Below are 15,737 nucleotides of genomic sequence, written 5' to 3' on the forward strand. Positions count from 1 at the left end.
ATGGATTATTTAACGCGGGAAACGTATTCGCCTGAACGCGTATCCACTTTGATCACTTCGCCAATCTGAACGAACAGCGGAACTTTAACCACTGCGCCAGTGGACAGCGTTGCCGGCTTGCCGCCAGTCCCTGCGGTATCGCCTTTCAGACCCGGGTCGGTATCAACGATTTCCAGCTCAACGAAGTTCGGCGGCGTGACGGAGATCGGCTGGCCGTTCCACAGGGTTACGATGCACTCAGCCTGGTCCAGCAGCCATTTCGCGTTGTCGCCGATCGCTTTCGCATCAGCAGACAGTTGCTCAAAGGTTTCGTTGTTCATGAAGTGCCAGAACTCACCGTCGGTGTACAGGTAAGTCAGGTTCATATCGACTACGTCAGCGCCTTCTGCGGAGTCAGTAGATTTGAAGGTTTTCTCTACGCGAGTACCGGTCAGCAGGCGGCGCAGCTTAACGCGAGCAAAAGCCTGACCTTTACCTGGTTTAACGAATTCGCTGGCTTCAACCGCATAAGGTTCGCCGTCCAACATGATTTTAAGACCAGCGCGAAAATCGTTGCTATAGTACGTTGCCATAAGGCCCTCTGAAAATTGTTAACTGGTAGCTAAGCCACAAAATGGCGCATATTGTAACCCTAAATACCCCATCCAGAGAAGATTGGTTATCGCAACTTGCCGATGTTGTGACCGATCCCGATGAGCTCCTGCGTCTTTTAAACATAGAGGCAGACGAAAACCTGTTAGCCGGGCGTGACGCCAGACGTCTGTTCGCCCTTCGCGTGCCGCGGGCGTTTATCGCGCGCATGGAGAAAGGTAACCCTGACGATCCGCTTTTACGTCAAGTACTTACTTCGCAAGAGGAGTTTATCGCCGCGCCCGGTTTTTCCACCGATCCGCTCGATGAGCAGCACAGCGTGGTGCCCGGACTGCTGCATAAATACCACAACCGGGCGCTGCTTTTAGTGAAAGGCGGCTGCGCGGTAAATTGTCGTTATTGCTTCCGCCGTCACTTTCCTTATGCGGAAAATCAGGGCAATAAACGCAACTGGCAGGCCGCGCTGGACTATATCAGCGCCCATCCGGAGCTGGATGAGATCATTTTTTCCGGCGGCGATCCGCTGATGGCAAAAGACCACGAGCTGGACTGGCTGCTCACCCAACTGGAGGCCATCCGACACGTAAAGCGTCTGCGCATACACAGTCGCTTGCCGATTGTTATTCCAGCGCGCATCACGGAGGGATTGGTGGCCCGCTTCGCGCACTCTTCTCTCCAGATCCTGCTGGTGAACCATATCAACCACGCCAATGAAATCGACGCCAGTTTTCGGGACGCTATGGCGAAATTGCGCACGGCTGGCGTCACGCTGCTTAACCAGAGCGTCCTGCTGCGCGGCGTAAATGACAACGCCCGGACGCTTGCCGCTCTCAGCAACGCCCTGTTCGACGCGGGCGTGATGCCCTATTACCTGCACGTACTGGATAAAGTGCAGGGCGCAGCGCATTTCATGGTCACCGATGACGAAGCGCGCCAGATTATGCGCGAACTGTTAACGCTGGTGTCGGGTTATCTGGTGCCTAAACTGGCGCGGGAAATTGGCGGCGAGCCCAGTAAAACGCCCCTCGACTTACAGCTACGTCAGCAATAAGCCACAAAAGGTGTCCGGTTCCGGACACCTCCATTTAAATTACCCGCTTTCCCGCTCTACATTATGTTACTTTAACGATAACTGTCGCATTATATATTTAAAAAACATATATATAGCTCGTAACTAATGATTTAATTAATAATTGGTTAGGGAGAACCTTGATGGCTATGAGTATCAAAGGCATTAATACAGGTGTTATTCGTAAATCGAATGAATTTATGGCGCTGGCGCTGAAAATAAAAGAGCCAAGAAATAAAGAATCACTGTTCTTTTTGACCGCGCTGGAGTTAAGGGATCTGCTGATCGCGCTGGAAAGCCGCCTCCATGAAAAGCAGCAATTAAATGCGGAACAGCGGCAGTACTATGAGAAAGCGCGCGATAAGGTCAGTAAAAAGCTGTTGGATAACACCCCGTCCATGGTGGAAGACGAACTTAAACACGCCGATGTTAACCGGCGCATTGTTTCTGTCACCTTATCCGAGGCAAATAGCGAGGACTTACTGTTCGTCTGCCAGCTTCACGACGGCAGCCGCTGTGAATTGATAATTAACGAGCTGCAGATTGAAATGCTGGTCCAGGCGATAGTTCGGGCGTTGAGTAATGCCGGTATGCGTGAACTGGCGCTGCGGATTTCTTCTCTTCTCGACTTCCTGCCGTTATATGACGCCGACTGCAAGAGCAATGATAATCTGGAATATGACGCCTACGCGCAACCGGACTGGAAACACGCGCTTTTCAGCCACTATGTCGCGGTGCTTTACCGTTATACCGATGAAACCGGAAAAGAGCAGCACAGCGGCGTTGTGGTAAAAACCCGCTCGCCTTCCGGTAATAAAGAGGTGGAGTCGATTTCACGTCGGCTGCTCGACTTTAGTCCGAGACTGAAAAAGCTGGCAGGAAAGCCGTGTCAGGTATTCGCCAGAACGCTGGCCACAGGGAAAACGCAGAAGCTCACTCAGGAACAGTGCCTGCGCGCGTTGCACTACTTACGCGTTCAGTCGGATAAGGCCCCGCGGAATGCCTGACGGCGCTGCGTTTATCAGGCCTACAGGAGCCGTAGGCCGGATAAGTCGCGTCACGTCGCCATCCGGCAAGGAGAGTGCGATTAATTAGGGCACTTATAAACTTGTCCCGTCATTTCACTGGCGGTCGGGACAAAACTGGATAACATCCCCTGTGATGGGCTGCTTACGCCGTAAAGCACATTGCCGCCCATTGCCGCAGCCTGGTTACGCAGATCGTTTGCCGCGCCGCGCATAGAACCGCCTTCCTCGCCATGCTGACCAGAAAGCCAGTTGCTTTGCTTACCGGTTGCCGTACCAATCAGTTGGCACTCCGCGCCTGGCTTTTCTTCCATGAAGCGAACGCTTTGACCGGCAGCGCTCAGTTCGTTGCTGGAGCTACAACCCGCCATCAGTAGCGCGGCACCGACGATCCCTGCTAAATATTTCACGTGCATGTTATTCCCCATAATCAATGAGCTGGACTCGTTGTCCGTAGTTGAATCTTATACTAAAAAGATGACTAAAAGAAAAACCCCCGGACATTTCTGCCCGGGGGTTTCTCATTTTTCGCAATATGTTCGTTATGCGTATTTAATCGATATTTCACGTTGCAGGCAGGCGGCAAGTTCTTTTATCTCCAGGAGCTTACATCAGTAAGCTCCTGGGCAGAGAAACGCTGCCAACGTACCTGCGGCGGGAAGTATGAGGATTAAATTACATCATGCCGCCCATACCACCCATGCCGCCCATGCCGCCAGCAGCACCTAAGTCAGGCGCATCGCTTTTCGGCAGGTCAGTCACCATGCACTCGGTGGTGATCATCAGGCCAGCCACAGAAGCCGCGTACTGCAGTGCAGAACGGGTTACTTTGGTCGGATCCAGGATACCCATGTCGATCATGTTGCCGTATTCTTCAGTTGCCGCGTTGTAACCGTAGTTGCCGTCGCCGCTCTTCACGGTGTTAGCCACAACAGACGGTTCTTCGCCGCAGTTCAGCACGATCTGACGCAGAGGCGCTTCCATTGCGCGCAGCGCAACTTTAATACCGACGTTCTGATCTTCGTTCTGACCTTTCAGCTCGGCGATTTTGCTTGCCACGCGAATCAGCGCAACACCACCACCGGCAACCACGCCTTCTTCTACCGCAGCACGAGTCGCGTGCAGGGCATCTTCAACGCGCGCTTTTTTCTCTTTCATTTCAACTTCGGTCGCCGCGCCAACTTTGATCACTGCCACGCCGCCTGCCAGTTTCGCTACGCGCTCCTGCAGTTTTTCACGATCGTAGTCAGAAGTGGCTTCTTCGATCTGCTGACGAATCTGCGTCACACGCCCCTGGATTGCCGCTTCTTCACCCACGCCATCGATGATGGTGGTGGTGTCTTTATTGATCACAACGCGTTTTGCCTGGCCCAGGTCTTCCAGGGTGGCTTTTTCCAGTTCCATACCGATCTCTTCAGAGATAACGGTACCGCCGGTCAGGGTTGCGATATCCTGCAGCATCGCTTTACGACGGTCGCCGAAGCCAGGCGCTTTAACCGCAGCCACTTTCACGATGCCGCGCATGGTGTTAACCACCAGGGTCGCCAGCGCTTCGCCTTCCACATCTTCCGCAATGATCAGCAGCGGTTTGCCTGCTTTCGCAACGGCTTCCAGAACCGGCAGCATTTCACGGATGTTGGAGATTTTCTTGTCAGCCAGCAGGATGAACGGGCTTTCCAGTTCTACTGCGCCAGTTTCCGGCTTGTTGATGAAGTATGGAGACAGGTAGCCGCGGTCGAACTGCATACCTTCAACCACATCCAGTTCGTCCTGCAGACCGGTACCGTCTTCAACGGTGATCACGCCTTCTTTGCCGACTTTGTCCATCGCTTCCGCGATCAGTTTACCCACGGTTTCGTCGGAGTTCGCGGAGATGGTCCCTACCTGAGCAATCGCTTTGGAGTCAGAGCACGGTACGGACAGCGCTTTCAGTTCTTCAACCGCCGCAGCGACAGCTTTGTCGATACCACGTTTCAGATCCATCGGGTTCATGCCCGCAGCAACGGCTTTCAGACCTTCAGTAATGATGGACTGAGCCAGTACGGTTGCAGTGGTCGTACCGTCGCCCGCAGCGTCGTTCGCTTTAGAGGCCACTTCTTTTACCATCTGCGCGCCCATGTTTTCGAACTTGTCTTCCAGTTCGATTTCACGTGCTACGGATACGCCATCTTTAGTGATGGTCGGGGCACCGAAGGATTTGTCCAGGACAACGTTGCGGCCTTTCGGTCCGAGGGTCACTTTCACTGCGTCTGCCAGTACGTTTACGCCGCGCAGCATTTTCACACGAGCGTCGTTACCGAATTTTACGTCTTTAGCTGCCATGTTCTTATTTCCTCAAATTCGTACAGTTTCGTGCGTTAATTACGCTTCAACAATTGCCAGAATGTCGCTTTCAGACATGATCAACACTTCTTCATTGTCGATCTTCTCAGACTTCACACCGTAACCATCGTTGAAAATCACGATGTCGCCGACTTTCACGTCCAGCGGTTGCACGGTACCGTTATCCAGGATGCGGCCCTTACCGACAGCGATGATCTCGCCACGTGTTGATTTACCCGCTGCAGAACCGGTAAGTACGATGCCGCCAGCTGATTTGGATTCAACTTCTTTACGCTTGACGATCACACGATCATGTAACGGACGAATACTCATTGATAGCTCTCCTTTGAGAAGGTCTTTATCAGTTATGGGTGACGCCGGCCCGTAAAGGTTCCCCGGCTAGTGACCAGAGAGATGGGGATGGGGTTTTACCCCTTCAAGGGGTAACGCAAAAAAAAATTATCTTCAGCGAAAAATCCTGTAAAAACACGGCTTACCTCACATTTCTCGTCTATTTAATCGCCTGCGTCATAAGCAAATCTGATTGTGATACCATCGAAAATCTGCGCAGTTGCCTGACACCAGGCGCAACCGGATAACTTCTCATGAGTGGACTGAAACAAGAGCTGGGACTGGCTCAGGGCATCGGCCTGTTGTCGACATCGTTATTAGGCACCGGCGTCTTCGCCGTTCCGGCGCTGGCGGCGCTGGTTGCAGGCAACAATAGCCTGTGGGCCTGGCCAATTTTGATCGTTTTAGTGTTTCCCATCGCGATTGTCTTTGCACTGTTGGGCCGCCACTACCCCAGCGCGGGCGGCGTCGCTCATTTCGTCGGCATGGCGTTTGGTCCACATCTGGAACGCGTCACCGGTTGGCTGTTTTTATCCGTGATCCCCGTGGGGCTCCCCGCCGCCCTGCATATCGCCGCCGGATTTGGCCAGGCGATGTTTGGCTGGCACGGCTGGCAGCTTTTGCTCGCGGAACTGGGCACGCTGGCGCTGGTGTGGTACATCGGTTCGCGCGGCGCCAGCTCCAGCGCCAATCTGCAATCGGTAATTGCCGGGCTTATCGTCGCGCTGATTGTCGCTATCTGGTGGGCAGGCGACCTGAAACCGGCGGAAATCCCCTTCCCTGCCCCTGGCGAAATAGAGATGTCAGGATTGTTTTCCGCGCTGTCGGTGATGTTCTGGTGTTTTGTGGGTCTGGAAGCGTTCGCTCATCTCGCCTCTGAATTTAAAAAACCGGAACGCGATTTCCCCCGCGCGCTGATGATTGGCCTGCTGCTGGCGGGCTCCGTCTACTGGGGCTGCACCGTTGTGGTACTGCATTTTGGCGCCTATGGCGAGACGATGGCGGCCGCAGCATCGCTGCCTGACATCGTGGTGCGGCTGTTTGGCGTGCAGGCGCTGTGGGTGGCTTGCGTCATTGGATATCTGGCCTGCTTTGCCAGCCTCAATATTTATATCCAGAGCTTTGCCCGCCTGGTGTGGTCCCAGGCGCAATATAAGCCCGATCATTATCTGGCCCGCCTCTCGCCACGCCACATTCCGCGTAATGCATTGAATGCCGTGTTGGGTTGTTGTGTAGTCAGCACACTGTGTATTTACGCGCTGGAGATCAATCTTGATGCGCTGATCGTCTACGCCAACGGCATCTTTATCATGATTTATCTGCTGTGCATGCTGGCCGGATGCCGCCTGCTGAAAGGTCGCTACCGCGCGCTGGCGGTGGTTGGCGGGGCATTATGTTTGCTGTTGCTGGCGATGGTGGGCTGGAAAAGCCTGTACGCACTGGTGATGCTGGCCGGATTATGGCTGTGTTTGCCGAAACGGAAAAAAGTGGAAAGTCGGTTGTAGTTCGAGTGGCCCGGCCGACGCACAGCGTTCCGGGCCTGCACGGTCACAAAGCAATCAATCGCGGCGATCGTCTTTATGTTCGATCCGGTCACGCTCTTCATCTTTACGCTGAAACTCGCCGTCAAACGTCTCGCCGCCGCCCGTTCCGGCGCTAAATCCACCGCCCGGCATTCGGGAAAAACGCAAATGCGGCAGCAGCTTCATCGTCAGATGCTTTTGCACTGGGGGTAATAAAAGAAGCAAGCCGAGGAAGTCGGTAAAAAAGCCAGGCAACAACAGCAGCAGACCGGCAATGATCAGCGACACGCTCTTGATCATCTCCGCCGCCGGGCTCTCACCCGCCGCCATTTTCTGCTGCATCAGCATAAAATTCTTAAATCCCTGGTTACGCACCAGCGACATCCCAATCACCGACGTGAAGATGACGAGGATCAGGGTCATCAGCACGCCCAACACATGGGCGACCTGAATAAAGATAGAAATCTCAATATAAACATAGAGAAAGACAGCAAGTAACGGTATCCAGCGCAAGGGGTTCTCCTGTGGCAGACCGCCGTTTCACCCACGTCGGCCTGAAATTGGTTGCGATTCGCATTAGTCAGTTGTTGGGGTAGTTCGCAAAATTTCAAGCTGTTTGTACACTTATTTTTGGAGTTAATCCTGAAGCGGTGACATATTTCACAAAATAATAATTAAGGGGTAATTAGTACCACTTAAAGTGATCCAGATTACGGCACAATTCCTGCAGCAGCATATGATCTCGTATACCAGACTGACGGAGGGGATAATCGTCGGTCAAGAAACAATCGAAACCACATATGTTCTGTGTGTTTAGTGCATTCATTGGCAGCTTTAAAAAAGAAGGTTCACATGTTAAACAACATTCGTATCGAAGAAGATCTGTTGGGTACCAGGGAAGTTCCAGCTGAAGCCTACTATGGTGTTCACACTCTGAGAGCGATTGAAAACTTCTACATTAGCAACAGCAAAATCAGCGATATCCCTGAGTTTGTGCGCGGAATGGTAATGGTGAAGAAGGCCGCGGCTCTGGCGAACAAAGAGCTGCAAACCATTCCTAAGAGTGTGGCGAATGCAATCATCGCCGCATGTGATGAAGTCCTGAATAACGGCAAATGCATGGACCAGTTCCCGGTAGATGTCTACCAGGGCGGCGCGGGCACTTCCGTTAACATGAACACCAACGAAGTGCTGGCCAATATCGGGCTGGAGCTGATGGGTCACCAGAAAGGTGAATATCAGTACCTGAATCCGAACGACCACGTGAACAAATGTCAGTCTACTAACGACGCCTACCCAACCGGTTTCCGCATCGCGGTTTACGCCTCTATCGTTAAACTGATCGACGCCATTAACCAGCTGCGTGAAGGCTTTGAACGTAAAGCTGTCGAATTCCAGGACATCCTGAAAATGGGTCGTACCCAGTTGCAGGATGCGGTGCCAATGACGCTGGGTCAGGAATTCCGCGCGTTCAGCGTCCTGCTGAAAGAAGAAGTGAAAAACATCGAGCGTACCGCCGAGCTGCTGCTGGAAGTTAACCTTGGCGCAACGGCTATCGGTACCGGTCTGAATACCCCGAAAGAATACTCCCCGCTGGCTGTCCAGAAACTGGCGGAAGTAACAGGTTTCGCCTGCGTACCGGCTGAAGACCTGATCGAAGCGACCTCTGACTGCGGCGCTTATGTCATGGTGCACAGCGCGCTGAAACGCCTTGCCGTGAAGATGTCCAAAATCTGTAACGACCTGCGTCTGCTCTCCTCTGGCCCACGTGCTGGCCTGAATGAGATCAACCTGCCGGAACTGCAAGCGGGCTCTTCCATCATGCCAGCCAAAGTGAACCCGGTTGTGCCAGAAGTCGTAAACCAGGTGTGCTTCAAAGTTATTGGTAACGACACCACTGTTACCATGGCGTCTGAAGCGGGTCAGTTGCAGCTGAACGTGATGGAGCCCGTTATTGGTCAGGCGATGTTCGAATCTATCCACATTCTGAGCAACGCTTGCTATAACCTGCTGGAAAAATGCGTTAACGGTATCACCGCTAACAAAGACGTGTGCGAAGGGTACGTCTTCAACTCTATTGGTATTGTCACCTACCTCAACCCGTTCATCGGCCACCACAACGGCGACATCGTTGGTAAGATTTGCGCCGAAACCGGTAAGAGCGTCCGTGAAGTGGTGCTGGAGCGTGGTCTGTTGACTGAAGCAGAGCTAGACGATATTTTCTCCGCACAAAACCTGATGCACCCTGCTTACAAAGCAAAACGCTATACTGATGAAAGCGAACAGTAATCATACAGGGTAGTACCAAAGAGGGCACGTCAGATGACGTGCCCTTTTTCATATAAGAAGTTACCAAATAACAACAATTTAATATCAACTTGTTAAACAACAAGGAAGGCTAATATGATAGTTGTCGAACTTATCATTGTTTTGCTGGCAATCTTTTTGGGCGCCAGACTAGGGGGCATCGGTATTGGATTTGCAGGTGGGCTGGGTGTTCTGGTTCTTGCCGCTATCGGCGTGAAACCCGGTAATATCCCGTTCGATGTCATTTCCATCATCATGGCGGTTATCGCTGCCATCTCCGCAATGCAGGTCGCGGGCGGTCTTGACTATCTGGTTAACCAGACGGAAAAGCTGCTGCGCCGTAATCCAAAATACATCACGATCCTCGCACCGATCGTCACTTACTTTTTGACTATTTTCGCAGGCACCGGGAACATCTCTCTGGCAACGCTGCCGGTTATCGCTGAAGTGGCGAAGGAACAAGGCATCAAGCCTTGCCGTCCTCTGTCCACCGCAGTGGTTTCCGCACAGATTGCGATTACCGCATCGCCCATCTCCGCAGCGGTGGTGTATATGTCTTCTGTGATGGAAGGTCATGGCATTAGCTACATCCACCTGCTGTCCGTGGTCATTCCGTCCACGCTGCTGGCGGTTCTGGTGATGTCCTTCCTGGTCACCATGCTGTTCAACTCAAAACTCTCTGACGATCCGGTATACCGTAAACGTCTGGAAGAAGGTCTGATTGAACTGCGCGGTGAGAAGCAGATTGACATCAAACCAATGGCGAAAAGCTCCGTCTGGCTGTTCCTGCTGGGCGTGGTGTGCGTGGTGGTTTACGCGATTATCAACAGCCCAAGCCTCGGCCTGGTTGAGAAGCCGCTGATGAACACCACTAATGCTATCCTGATCATCATGCTGAGCGTCGCGACGCTGACCACCATTCTGTGCAAAGTGGAAACTGACGCTATCCTCAACTCCAGTACTTTCAAAGCCGGTATGAGCGCCTGTATTTGTATCCTGGGCGTGGCATGGCTGGGTGACACTTTCGTGTCTCACAACATCGACTGGATCAAAGATACTGCGGGTGAAGTGATTCAGGGCCATCCGTGGCTGCTGGCGGTGATCTTCTTCTTTGCTTCTGCGCTGCTTTACTCTCAGGCGGCAACCGCAAAAGCACTGATGCCGATGGCGCTGGCGCTGAACGTTTCTCCCCTGACGGCGGTCGCATCGTTTGCGGCGGTTTCTGGTCTGTTCATTCTGCCGACCTATCCGACGCTGGTCGCGGCGGTACAAATGGACGACACCGGCACCACGCGTATCGGTAAGTTTGTCTTCAACCACCCGTTCTTCATCCCTGGTACGCTGGGTGTGGTTCTGGCGGTCTGCTTCGGCTTCCTGCTGGGCAGCTTCATGCTGTAAGTATGACCCACGGGGCGTATTCACGCCCCGTTTTTCCCCTCCCTTTGTCTAACATCCTTCCGCCGTCCATTGTATAGTGACCCCTTCGTTGCAGGTCTTTCTCTCATTCGAGGTGTTTATGCTTGATGTTAGCCGTCAGGACGAGTCCATCCCCGATGCCGTTGTCGTGCTTTGCACCGCACCGGATGAAGCCACTGCTCAGGATCTGGCCGCTAAAGCGCTGGCTGAAAAGCTGGCCGCCTGCGCCACGCTGATCCCCGGCGCGACCTCTCTGTACTACTGGGAAGGGAAGCTGGAGCAGGAATATGAGGTGCAAATGATCCTGAAAACGTCGGTGGCGCACCAGCAAGCCTTACTCGATTGCCTGAAGTCGCATCATCCTTATCAAACGCCCGAACTTCTGGTTTTACCCGTTACTCACAGAGACAGTGATTACCTCTCATGGCTCAACGCATCCTTACGCTGATCCTGCTACTTTGCAGCACATCGTCTTTCGCGGGACTGTTCGACGCGCCGGGACGCTCGAATTTTGTTCCTGCTGACCAGGCCTTTGCCTTTGACTTTCAGCAAAACCAGCACGACCTGAACCTCACCTGGCAGGTGAAAGACGGTTATTATCTGTACCGCAAGCAGATTAACATCACGCCTGCTCAGGCGAAGATTGCCGACGTCACGCTCCCGGCGGGGGCCTGGCATGAAGATGAGTTCTACGGTAAAAGTGAAATCTACCGCAAGCGACTGACTGTTCCGGTCAATGTTCTACAGGCTGCGGCTGGCGCGACGCTGACGGTCACCTACCAGGGGTGCGCTGATGCTGGTTTCTGCTATCCGCCGGAAACAAAAACCGTCCCTCTAAGCGAAGTGGTTGCCAGCACAGTGCCCCAGCCTGCCGCGACGCCAGCCCCGCCGCAATCTGCTCAGCCGCCAGAACCGCCGCCTGCGCAGCTTCCCTTCACGGCGCTGTGGGCGTTGCTGATTGGCATTGGCATCGCCTTTACGCCCTGCGTACTGCCGATGTATCCACTCATTTCCGGGATTGTGCTGGGCGGTAAACAACGTCTCTCTACCGGACGGGCGCTGCTGCTGACCTTTATCTACGTGCAGGGGATGGCGCTGACCTATACCGCGCTGGGCCTGGTGGTCGCTGCGGCAGGTTTGCAGTTCCAGGCCGCGCTTCAGCATCCCTACGTATTGGTGGGTCTCGCGATAGTCTTCACCCTTCTTGCGTTGTCGATGTTCGGTTTGTTTACGCTGCAATTACCGTCGTCACTGCAAACTCGCCTGACGCTGATGAGCAACCGCCAGCAGGGCGGCTCTGCGGGTGGCGTATTTGCAATGGGCGCTATCGCCGGGCTGATTTGCTCGCCATGTACCACCGCGCCGCTCAGCGCCATTCTGCTGTATATCGCGCAAAGCGGAAATATGTGGCTTGGCGGCGGCACGCTTTACCTGTACGCGCTCGGGATGGGGCTACCGCTGATGCTGGTCACCGTCTTCGGCAATCGCCTGCTGCCAAAAAGCGGACCGTGGATGGAGCAGGTCAAAACCGCGTTTGGCTTTGTGATCCTCGCGCTACCGGTCTTTTTGCTGGAGCGGATCGTTGGCGATACGTGGGGCTTACGCCTGTGGTCGCTGCTGGGCGTCGCCTTCTTTGGCTGGGCGTTTATCACCAGTCTGCAGGCAACGCGCAGTTGGATACGTCTCGTCCAGATAATGTTGCTGGCGGCCGCGCTGGTCAGTGTGCGTCCGTTACAGGACTGGGCGTTTGGCGCGTCCCCTGTGCAGACGCAATCGCATCTGAGCTTTAAACAGGTATCCAATATCGACGAACTTAATCAGGCGCTGGCGCAGGCCAAAGGCAAACCGGTGATGCTCGACCTGTACGCCGACTGGTGTGTCGCCTGTAAAGAGTTCGAGAAATACACCTTCAGCGCGCCGCAGGTGAAACAGGCGTTGGGCGACACGGTGCTGTTACAGGCTGACGTCACGGGCAATAACGCCCAGGACGTGGCGCTGTTGAAGCATTTACAGGTACTTGGGCTGCCGACCATTCTGTTCTTTGACGCAGAAGGTCAGGAGCACCCGCAGGCGCGAGTAACAGGCTTTATGGACGCCGCAACGTTTAGCGCGCATTTGCGCGATCGCCAACCGTGAGCGACACTTGCAACAGCAAAGTGGGAGGAATATACCGTGCAACGTGAAGATGTTCTGGCAGAAGCCCTAAAGTTATTAGAGATCCATGGGATTGCCAATACCACGCTGGAGATGGTGGCCGAGCGCGTTGATTATCCGCTCGAAGAGATGCTGCGTTTCTGGCCCGACGACGAGGCCCTGCTGTATGACGCCCTGCGTTATCTGAGTCAGCAGGTAGACATCTGGCGCCGCCAACTGATGCTGGACGACACTCAAACCGCTGAACAAAAGCTACTGGCGCGCTACGCGGCGCTAACCGAATGTGTCAGCAATAACCGTTATCCCGGCTGCCTGTTTATCGCCGCCTGCACCTTTTACCCCGATCCCGCGCATCCCATTCATCAACTTGCGGATCAACAAAAACGCGCAGCGCATGACTTTACCCACGAACTGCTCACCACGCTGGAAGTTGACGACCCGGCAATGGTTGCAAAACAGATGGAACTGGTGCTGGAAGGCTGCCTGAGTCGCATGCTGGTTAACCGCAGTCAGGCCGACGTGGAGACGGCGCACCGTCTGGCGGAGGACATTCTGCGCTTCGCCCAGTGCCGTCAGGGTGGCGCGCTGACCTGATTCTCATTTCGTTACATCGTTGAATCGCATATAATTTCGCCAGCACCGACCCAATAAAAGGAATTATATGCGTCTCTTGTCCTGCGCCCTTCTGACGGGCCTTCTCTCTTCGTCCCTCTTCGCCGCACCGCTAAACGGCGTTTCATTTGCTCATAAAGACCGGGAAGTCGCCTGTGATAACACGAGCGCCTGCCGGGCGGTCGGGTATAGCGATAATGTCGCCCTGAAAACACTTCATCAGGCCTTAATTGATCAACAAAAAACCGATCCTGAACTCGATCTCAGCAACATCGCCAAACGGTTCCCGCTGACGGGCCAGCTCACCAGATTCACCCTTTCATACACGGAAGATTCATCGCAGCCGACGACAAAACCCTCACCGGAAATCAGTGACGATGAATGGCGGGCATTTTTGCATTCCAACATTCGCGCTTATGCAGAAAATGGTCAGGTGAATTTTACGCTGGTTGATCTGGACGGCGATGGCAAGCGCGATCTCATTATCGACAGTTATATTGGCGGGACGGGCCTCTTCAGCTATACCGGCGTGCTTAAACGGGGTGAGAGCGCATTCTTTACCGTGAATGAAAACGCTAACGACGATGACTTTGGGGTACCCGGCGCGTTATTTTCGGAAAATGGCCGCGGTGCTAACCAGTGGAGCCAGTGGGTACGTATCAACGGCCAGGTGTACGCGCTTTGGTTCAACGGCGTCTTTGGCGAAGATAACATTTATCTGCTGCGTCCGTTCAGCACAGACAATAAGGTGCCGGTAGTAACCCTCCGCTATCGCTATACGCTCAATGTCATCGACTCAGCAGAAGAAGGCCGCCCTTTGACCCCTGCGCTGAGCGACAAGGACAAGGCGGGGCTAGTCAGGACGCTGGATGTCATGCAGGACCATCTGCTTAAAGACCTCCCGCTTGACCAGCCTGACACCGCTATCTGCCCGGTTCCTGAAGGCATCTCAGCAGAAGACGCGGAATGGTACAGCAGCGGCGTGGCAGGCCATTACACCATAGAAACCGTCGCCCTGATTCCCGTGTGGCTAAACGAGAAATGTTATATCGGCACCGTCTTCAGCCATCACGGATTTTATAACCATGGTGTGGATGCCGAGGTTGTCCTTAGCTCGCCCGCTGGGAAAGGTGATATTGTGGGCGGCTATGCGATCTCCGGCCTGCGCCAGGCAACGTCGATAAAAAGCGACTGGCAGTTTCGGGAAGGCGATCACGGCGCACTGTGATGGTGGGCTAACATCGCTGAATTGTACCCGAATCGCCGCAAAGTTAAGCAGTTGAACTGCTTTTAAGGAAATTTGGTTGACTGGCGGGCGTGATTACGGTTTAATGCGCCCCGTTGCCCGGATAGCTCAGTCGGTAGAGCAGGGGATTGAAAATCCCCGTGTCCTTGGTTCGATTCCGAGTCCGGGCACCACTATTCAAAGAACCCGCCTAAAAGGCGGGTTTTTGCTTTTAGGGATTCAAGTAGATTTTTGGTTACTTTGACTGCTGATATCGCTGTCCTGCTTCTTCTTTCCAGTCAGAACAGATCGCTTAGACAGGAGCGACTAACCTCTCTGGACGCATTGGGTTGTCATTTAGTCGTCAATTTGTCGATAAATACTATCTTATCATGTAAAACTGGAGAACATTTTTCCAAACACCATTCACAGGACAGTAAACTGCTTAGTTAAATCAAAAAATTTTCGCCACCGAGATTACAAACATGGTAAACCGCTATCAGTAAATAATACTTTCATTTCATCTGCCGCCAATAATTTATGGCGACAGCCAGCGATACGAAAAACCCTGTCCTCTGAATCATATTTTCTTCCGAACCAGAAGCCATGCCAGTGTCCGCGCCGTAAATGGAAACGAACCTTTAAGCCGTTCACAAAACTGCCCTCAGCGTCATCTAATAACGTTGCAAGCATGCCTCCGTATCCACTCCGATAATCCCGTACCGAAGACCTTATCCGTTCTGAATCCTTTTTTGGTTTTTACGGGTTTGGGCGAGCGGGTATGCAACAGGTTGACGCTCACTGTCAATTTCTTTAAAAACTCACTGCATCTTAAAGAATCCTAATTCATCCTCTTTTTCACCAGGGTCCTGAAGTCGTTGCAATATTCCTTCAACTTTTTCATCAACAAGTTCAAAATTTTGGCATAATGAAGATGAATAATTCTTACAGTCAACCATATACCGGGTAACTTTTGCCAGTATTCTGGGTTGCATTTTATTATTATATCTTTGAAGAACATAGATAATACACAAATACAACATATCAAAGATAGCATCTGTACGTTTCATTAATTCAATGATACGTATTATTATACGTTGATCATAATAACGTAACGCACTACAGGTTTGCTTCTCTTCCAG

At 53.1% G+C, this 15,737-nt stretch carries 15 protein-coding genes, 1 tRNA gene and 1 pseudogene; 10 read left to right on the forward strand and 7 right to left on the reverse strand.

Annotated features, from left to right (window positions below):
* Nucleotides 1-5: 5 nt before the first annotated feature.
* A complete protein-coding gene (gene efp / locus CSE01S_RS14175; protein ID WP_042289645.1) occupies nucleotides 6-572 on the reverse strand; it encodes an elongation factor P in 567 nt (188 codons plus the stop codon).
* A gap of 41 nt (nucleotides 573-613) precedes the next feature.
* Between efp and epmB the strand changes: the two genes are divergently transcribed.
* Together epmB and yjeJ are read left to right on the forward strand one after the other, a co-directional pair.
* A complete protein-coding gene (epmB, locus tag CSE01S_RS14180; RefSeq protein ID WP_042289648.1) occupies nucleotides 614-1,642 on the forward strand; it encodes an EF-P beta-lysylation protein EpmB in 1,029 nt (342 codons plus the stop codon).
* A 161-nt stretch (nucleotides 1,643-1,803) separates the two neighbouring features.
* On the forward strand, nucleotides 1,804-2,667 hold the full coding sequence (gene yjeJ, locus CSE01S_RS14185) for a YjeJ family protein (RefSeq protein WP_042289650.1): 864 nt from the start codon (nucleotides 1,804-1,806) through the stop codon (nucleotides 2,665-2,667).
* An 80-nt stretch (nucleotides 2,668-2,747) separates the two neighbouring features.
* On the opposite strand, the gene CSE01S_RS14190 is transcribed toward yjeJ, so the two are convergent.
* From CSE01S_RS14190 to CSE01S_RS14200, 3 genes are all read right to left on the reverse strand, one after another.
* The gene (locus CSE01S_RS14190) at nucleotides 2,748-3,101 is read right to left on the reverse strand and encodes a DUF4156 domain-containing protein (protein ID WP_042289653.1); all 354 of its coding nucleotides are present in this window, start codon (nucleotides 3,099-3,101) and stop codon (nucleotides 2,748-2,750) included.
* 259 nt (nucleotides 3,102-3,360) lie between these two features.
* Nucleotides 3,361-5,007 (reverse strand): chaperonin GroEL, encoded by a 1,647-nt coding sequence (gene groL / locus CSE01S_RS14195; RefSeq protein ID WP_042289655.1) that lies wholly within the window; start codon nucleotides 5,005-5,007, stop codon nucleotides 3,361-3,363.
* Between the two features lie 39 nt (nucleotides 5,008-5,046).
* Complete coding sequence (locus tag CSE01S_RS14200) at nucleotides 5,047-5,340, reverse strand: co-chaperone GroES (RefSeq protein WP_000027827.1); 294 nt, start codon at nucleotides 5,338-5,340, stop codon at nucleotides 5,047-5,049.
* Nucleotides 5,341-5,612: 272 nt separating this feature from the next.
* Between CSE01S_RS14200 and yjeH the strand changes: the two genes are divergently transcribed.
* Complete coding sequence (gene yjeH / locus CSE01S_RS14205; RefSeq protein ID WP_042289657.1) at nucleotides 5,613-6,863, forward strand: L-methionine/branched-chain amino acid transporter; 1,251 nt, start codon at nucleotides 5,613-5,615, stop codon at nucleotides 6,861-6,863.
* A 54-nt stretch (nucleotides 6,864-6,917) separates the two neighbouring features.
* On the opposite strand, the gene CSE01S_RS14210 is transcribed toward yjeH, so the two are convergent.
* A complete protein-coding gene (locus tag CSE01S_RS14210; RefSeq protein WP_042289660.1) occupies nucleotides 6,918-7,394 on the reverse strand; it encodes an FxsA family protein in 477 nt (158 codons plus the stop codon).
* A gap of 339 nt (nucleotides 7,395-7,733) precedes the next feature.
* Here CSE01S_RS14210 and aspA point away from each other — a divergent pair, with 339 nt between their 5' ends.
* From aspA to CSE01S_RS14250, 7 genes and pseudogenes are all read left to right on the forward strand, one after another.
* Nucleotides 7,734-9,170, forward strand: coding sequence for an aspartate ammonia-lyase (gene aspA / locus CSE01S_RS14220; protein WP_042289667.1), 1,437 nt, complete (start codon nucleotides 7,734-7,736; stop codon nucleotides 9,168-9,170).
* 114 nt (nucleotides 9,171-9,284) lie between these two features.
* Complete coding sequence (dcuA, locus tag CSE01S_RS14225) at nucleotides 9,285-10,586, forward strand: anaerobic C4-dicarboxylate transporter DcuA (protein ID WP_042289670.1); 1,302 nt, start codon at nucleotides 9,285-9,287, stop codon at nucleotides 10,584-10,586.
* Nucleotides 10,587-10,704: 118 nt separating this feature from the next.
* Nucleotides 10,705-11,052: a divalent cation tolerance protein CutA gene (cutA, locus tag CSE01S_RS14230; RefSeq protein WP_042289672.1), complete on the forward strand. Its 348-nt coding sequence runs from the start codon at nucleotides 10,705-10,707 to the stop codon at nucleotides 11,050-11,052.
* Nucleotides 11,028-12,740 (forward strand): protein-disulfide reductase DsbD, encoded by a 1,713-nt coding sequence (locus tag CSE01S_RS14235; RefSeq protein ID WP_042289676.1) that lies wholly within the window; start codon nucleotides 11,028-11,030, stop codon nucleotides 12,738-12,740. The genes cutA and CSE01S_RS14235 overlap by 25 nt, the downstream gene beginning before the upstream one ends.
* Before the next feature lie 36 nt (nucleotides 12,741-12,776).
* Nucleotides 12,777-13,352: a transcriptional regulator gene (locus CSE01S_RS14240; protein ID WP_042289679.1), complete on the forward strand. Its 576-nt coding sequence runs from the start codon at nucleotides 12,777-12,779 to the stop codon at nucleotides 13,350-13,352.
* Nucleotides 13,353-13,560: 208 nt separating this feature from the next.
* Nucleotides 13,561-14,598, forward strand: a pseudogene (locus CSE01S_RS14245) (DUF1176 domain-containing protein); the annotation flags it as partial.
* Nucleotides 14,599-14,713: 115 nt separating this feature from the next.
* Nucleotides 14,714-14,789 (forward strand) — tRNA-Phe (locus CSE01S_RS14250).
* A gap of 283 nt (nucleotides 14,790-15,072) precedes the next feature.
* Here CSE01S_RS14250 and CSE01S_RS23120 read toward each other — a convergent pair.
* Both CSE01S_RS23120 and CSE01S_RS14255 read right to left on the reverse strand, forming a co-directional pair.
* Nucleotides 15,073-15,288, reverse strand: a complete 216-nt coding sequence (locus CSE01S_RS23120; protein WP_148365413.1) for an AcrVA2 family anti-CRISPR protein — start codon at nucleotides 15,286-15,288, stop codon at nucleotides 15,073-15,075.
* A 128-nt stretch (nucleotides 15,289-15,416) separates the two neighbouring features.
* Complete coding sequence (locus CSE01S_RS14255) at nucleotides 15,417-15,665, reverse strand: hypothetical protein (RefSeq protein ID WP_148365415.1); 249 nt, start codon at nucleotides 15,663-15,665, stop codon at nucleotides 15,417-15,419.
* Nucleotides 15,666-15,737 lie beyond the last annotated feature (72 nt).

Origin of the sequence: Citrobacter sedlakii NBRC 105722 (assembly GCF_000759835.1) — a bacterium.
Lineage (GTDB): Bacteria > Pseudomonadota > Gammaproteobacteria > Enterobacterales > Enterobacteriaceae > Citrobacter_A > Citrobacter_A sedlakii.

Excerpts from the sequence above, each read along its gene's own strand:
- efp (WP_042289645.1), bottom strand. The coding sequence starts at position 572 with ATGGCAACGTACTATAGCAACGATTTTCGCGCTGGTCTTAAAATCATG.
- epmB (WP_042289648.1), top strand. The coding sequence starts at position 614 with ATGGCGCATATTGTAACCCTAAATACCCCATCCAGAGAAGATTGGTTA.
- yjeJ (WP_042289650.1), top strand. The coding sequence starts at position 1,804 with ATGGCTATGAGTATCAAAGGCATTAATACAGGTGTTATTCGTAAATCG.
- CSE01S_RS14190 (WP_042289653.1), bottom strand. The coding sequence starts at position 3,101 with ATGCACGTGAAATATTTAGCAGGGATCGTCGGTGCCGCGCTACTGATG.
- groL (WP_042289655.1), bottom strand. The coding sequence starts at position 5,007 with ATGGCAGCTAAAGACGTAAAATTCGGTAACGACGCTCGTGTGAAAATG.
- CSE01S_RS14200 (WP_000027827.1), bottom strand. The coding sequence starts at position 5,340 with ATGAGTATTCGTCCGTTACATGATCGTGTGATCGTCAAGCGTAAAGAA.
- yjeH (WP_042289657.1), top strand. The coding sequence starts at position 5,613 with ATGAGTGGACTGAAACAAGAGCTGGGACTGGCTCAGGGCATCGGCCTG.
- aspA (WP_042289667.1), top strand. The coding sequence starts at position 7,734 with ATGTTAAACAACATTCGTATCGAAGAAGATCTGTTGGGTACCAGGGAA.
- dcuA (WP_042289670.1), top strand. The coding sequence starts at position 9,285 with ATGATAGTTGTCGAACTTATCATTGTTTTGCTGGCAATCTTTTTGGGC.
- cutA (WP_042289672.1), top strand. The coding sequence starts at position 10,705 with ATGCTTGATGTTAGCCGTCAGGACGAGTCCATCCCCGATGCCGTTGTC.
- CSE01S_RS14235 (WP_042289676.1), top strand. The coding sequence starts at position 11,028 with ATGGCTCAACGCATCCTTACGCTGATCCTGCTACTTTGCAGCACATCG.
- CSE01S_RS23120 (WP_148365413.1), bottom strand. The coding sequence starts at position 15,288 with ATGCTTGCAACGTTATTAGATGACGCTGAGGGCAGTTTTGTGAACGGC.
- CSE01S_RS14255 (WP_148365415.1), bottom strand. The coding sequence starts at position 15,665 with ATGAAACGTACAGATGCTATCTTTGATATGTTGTATTTGTGTATTATC.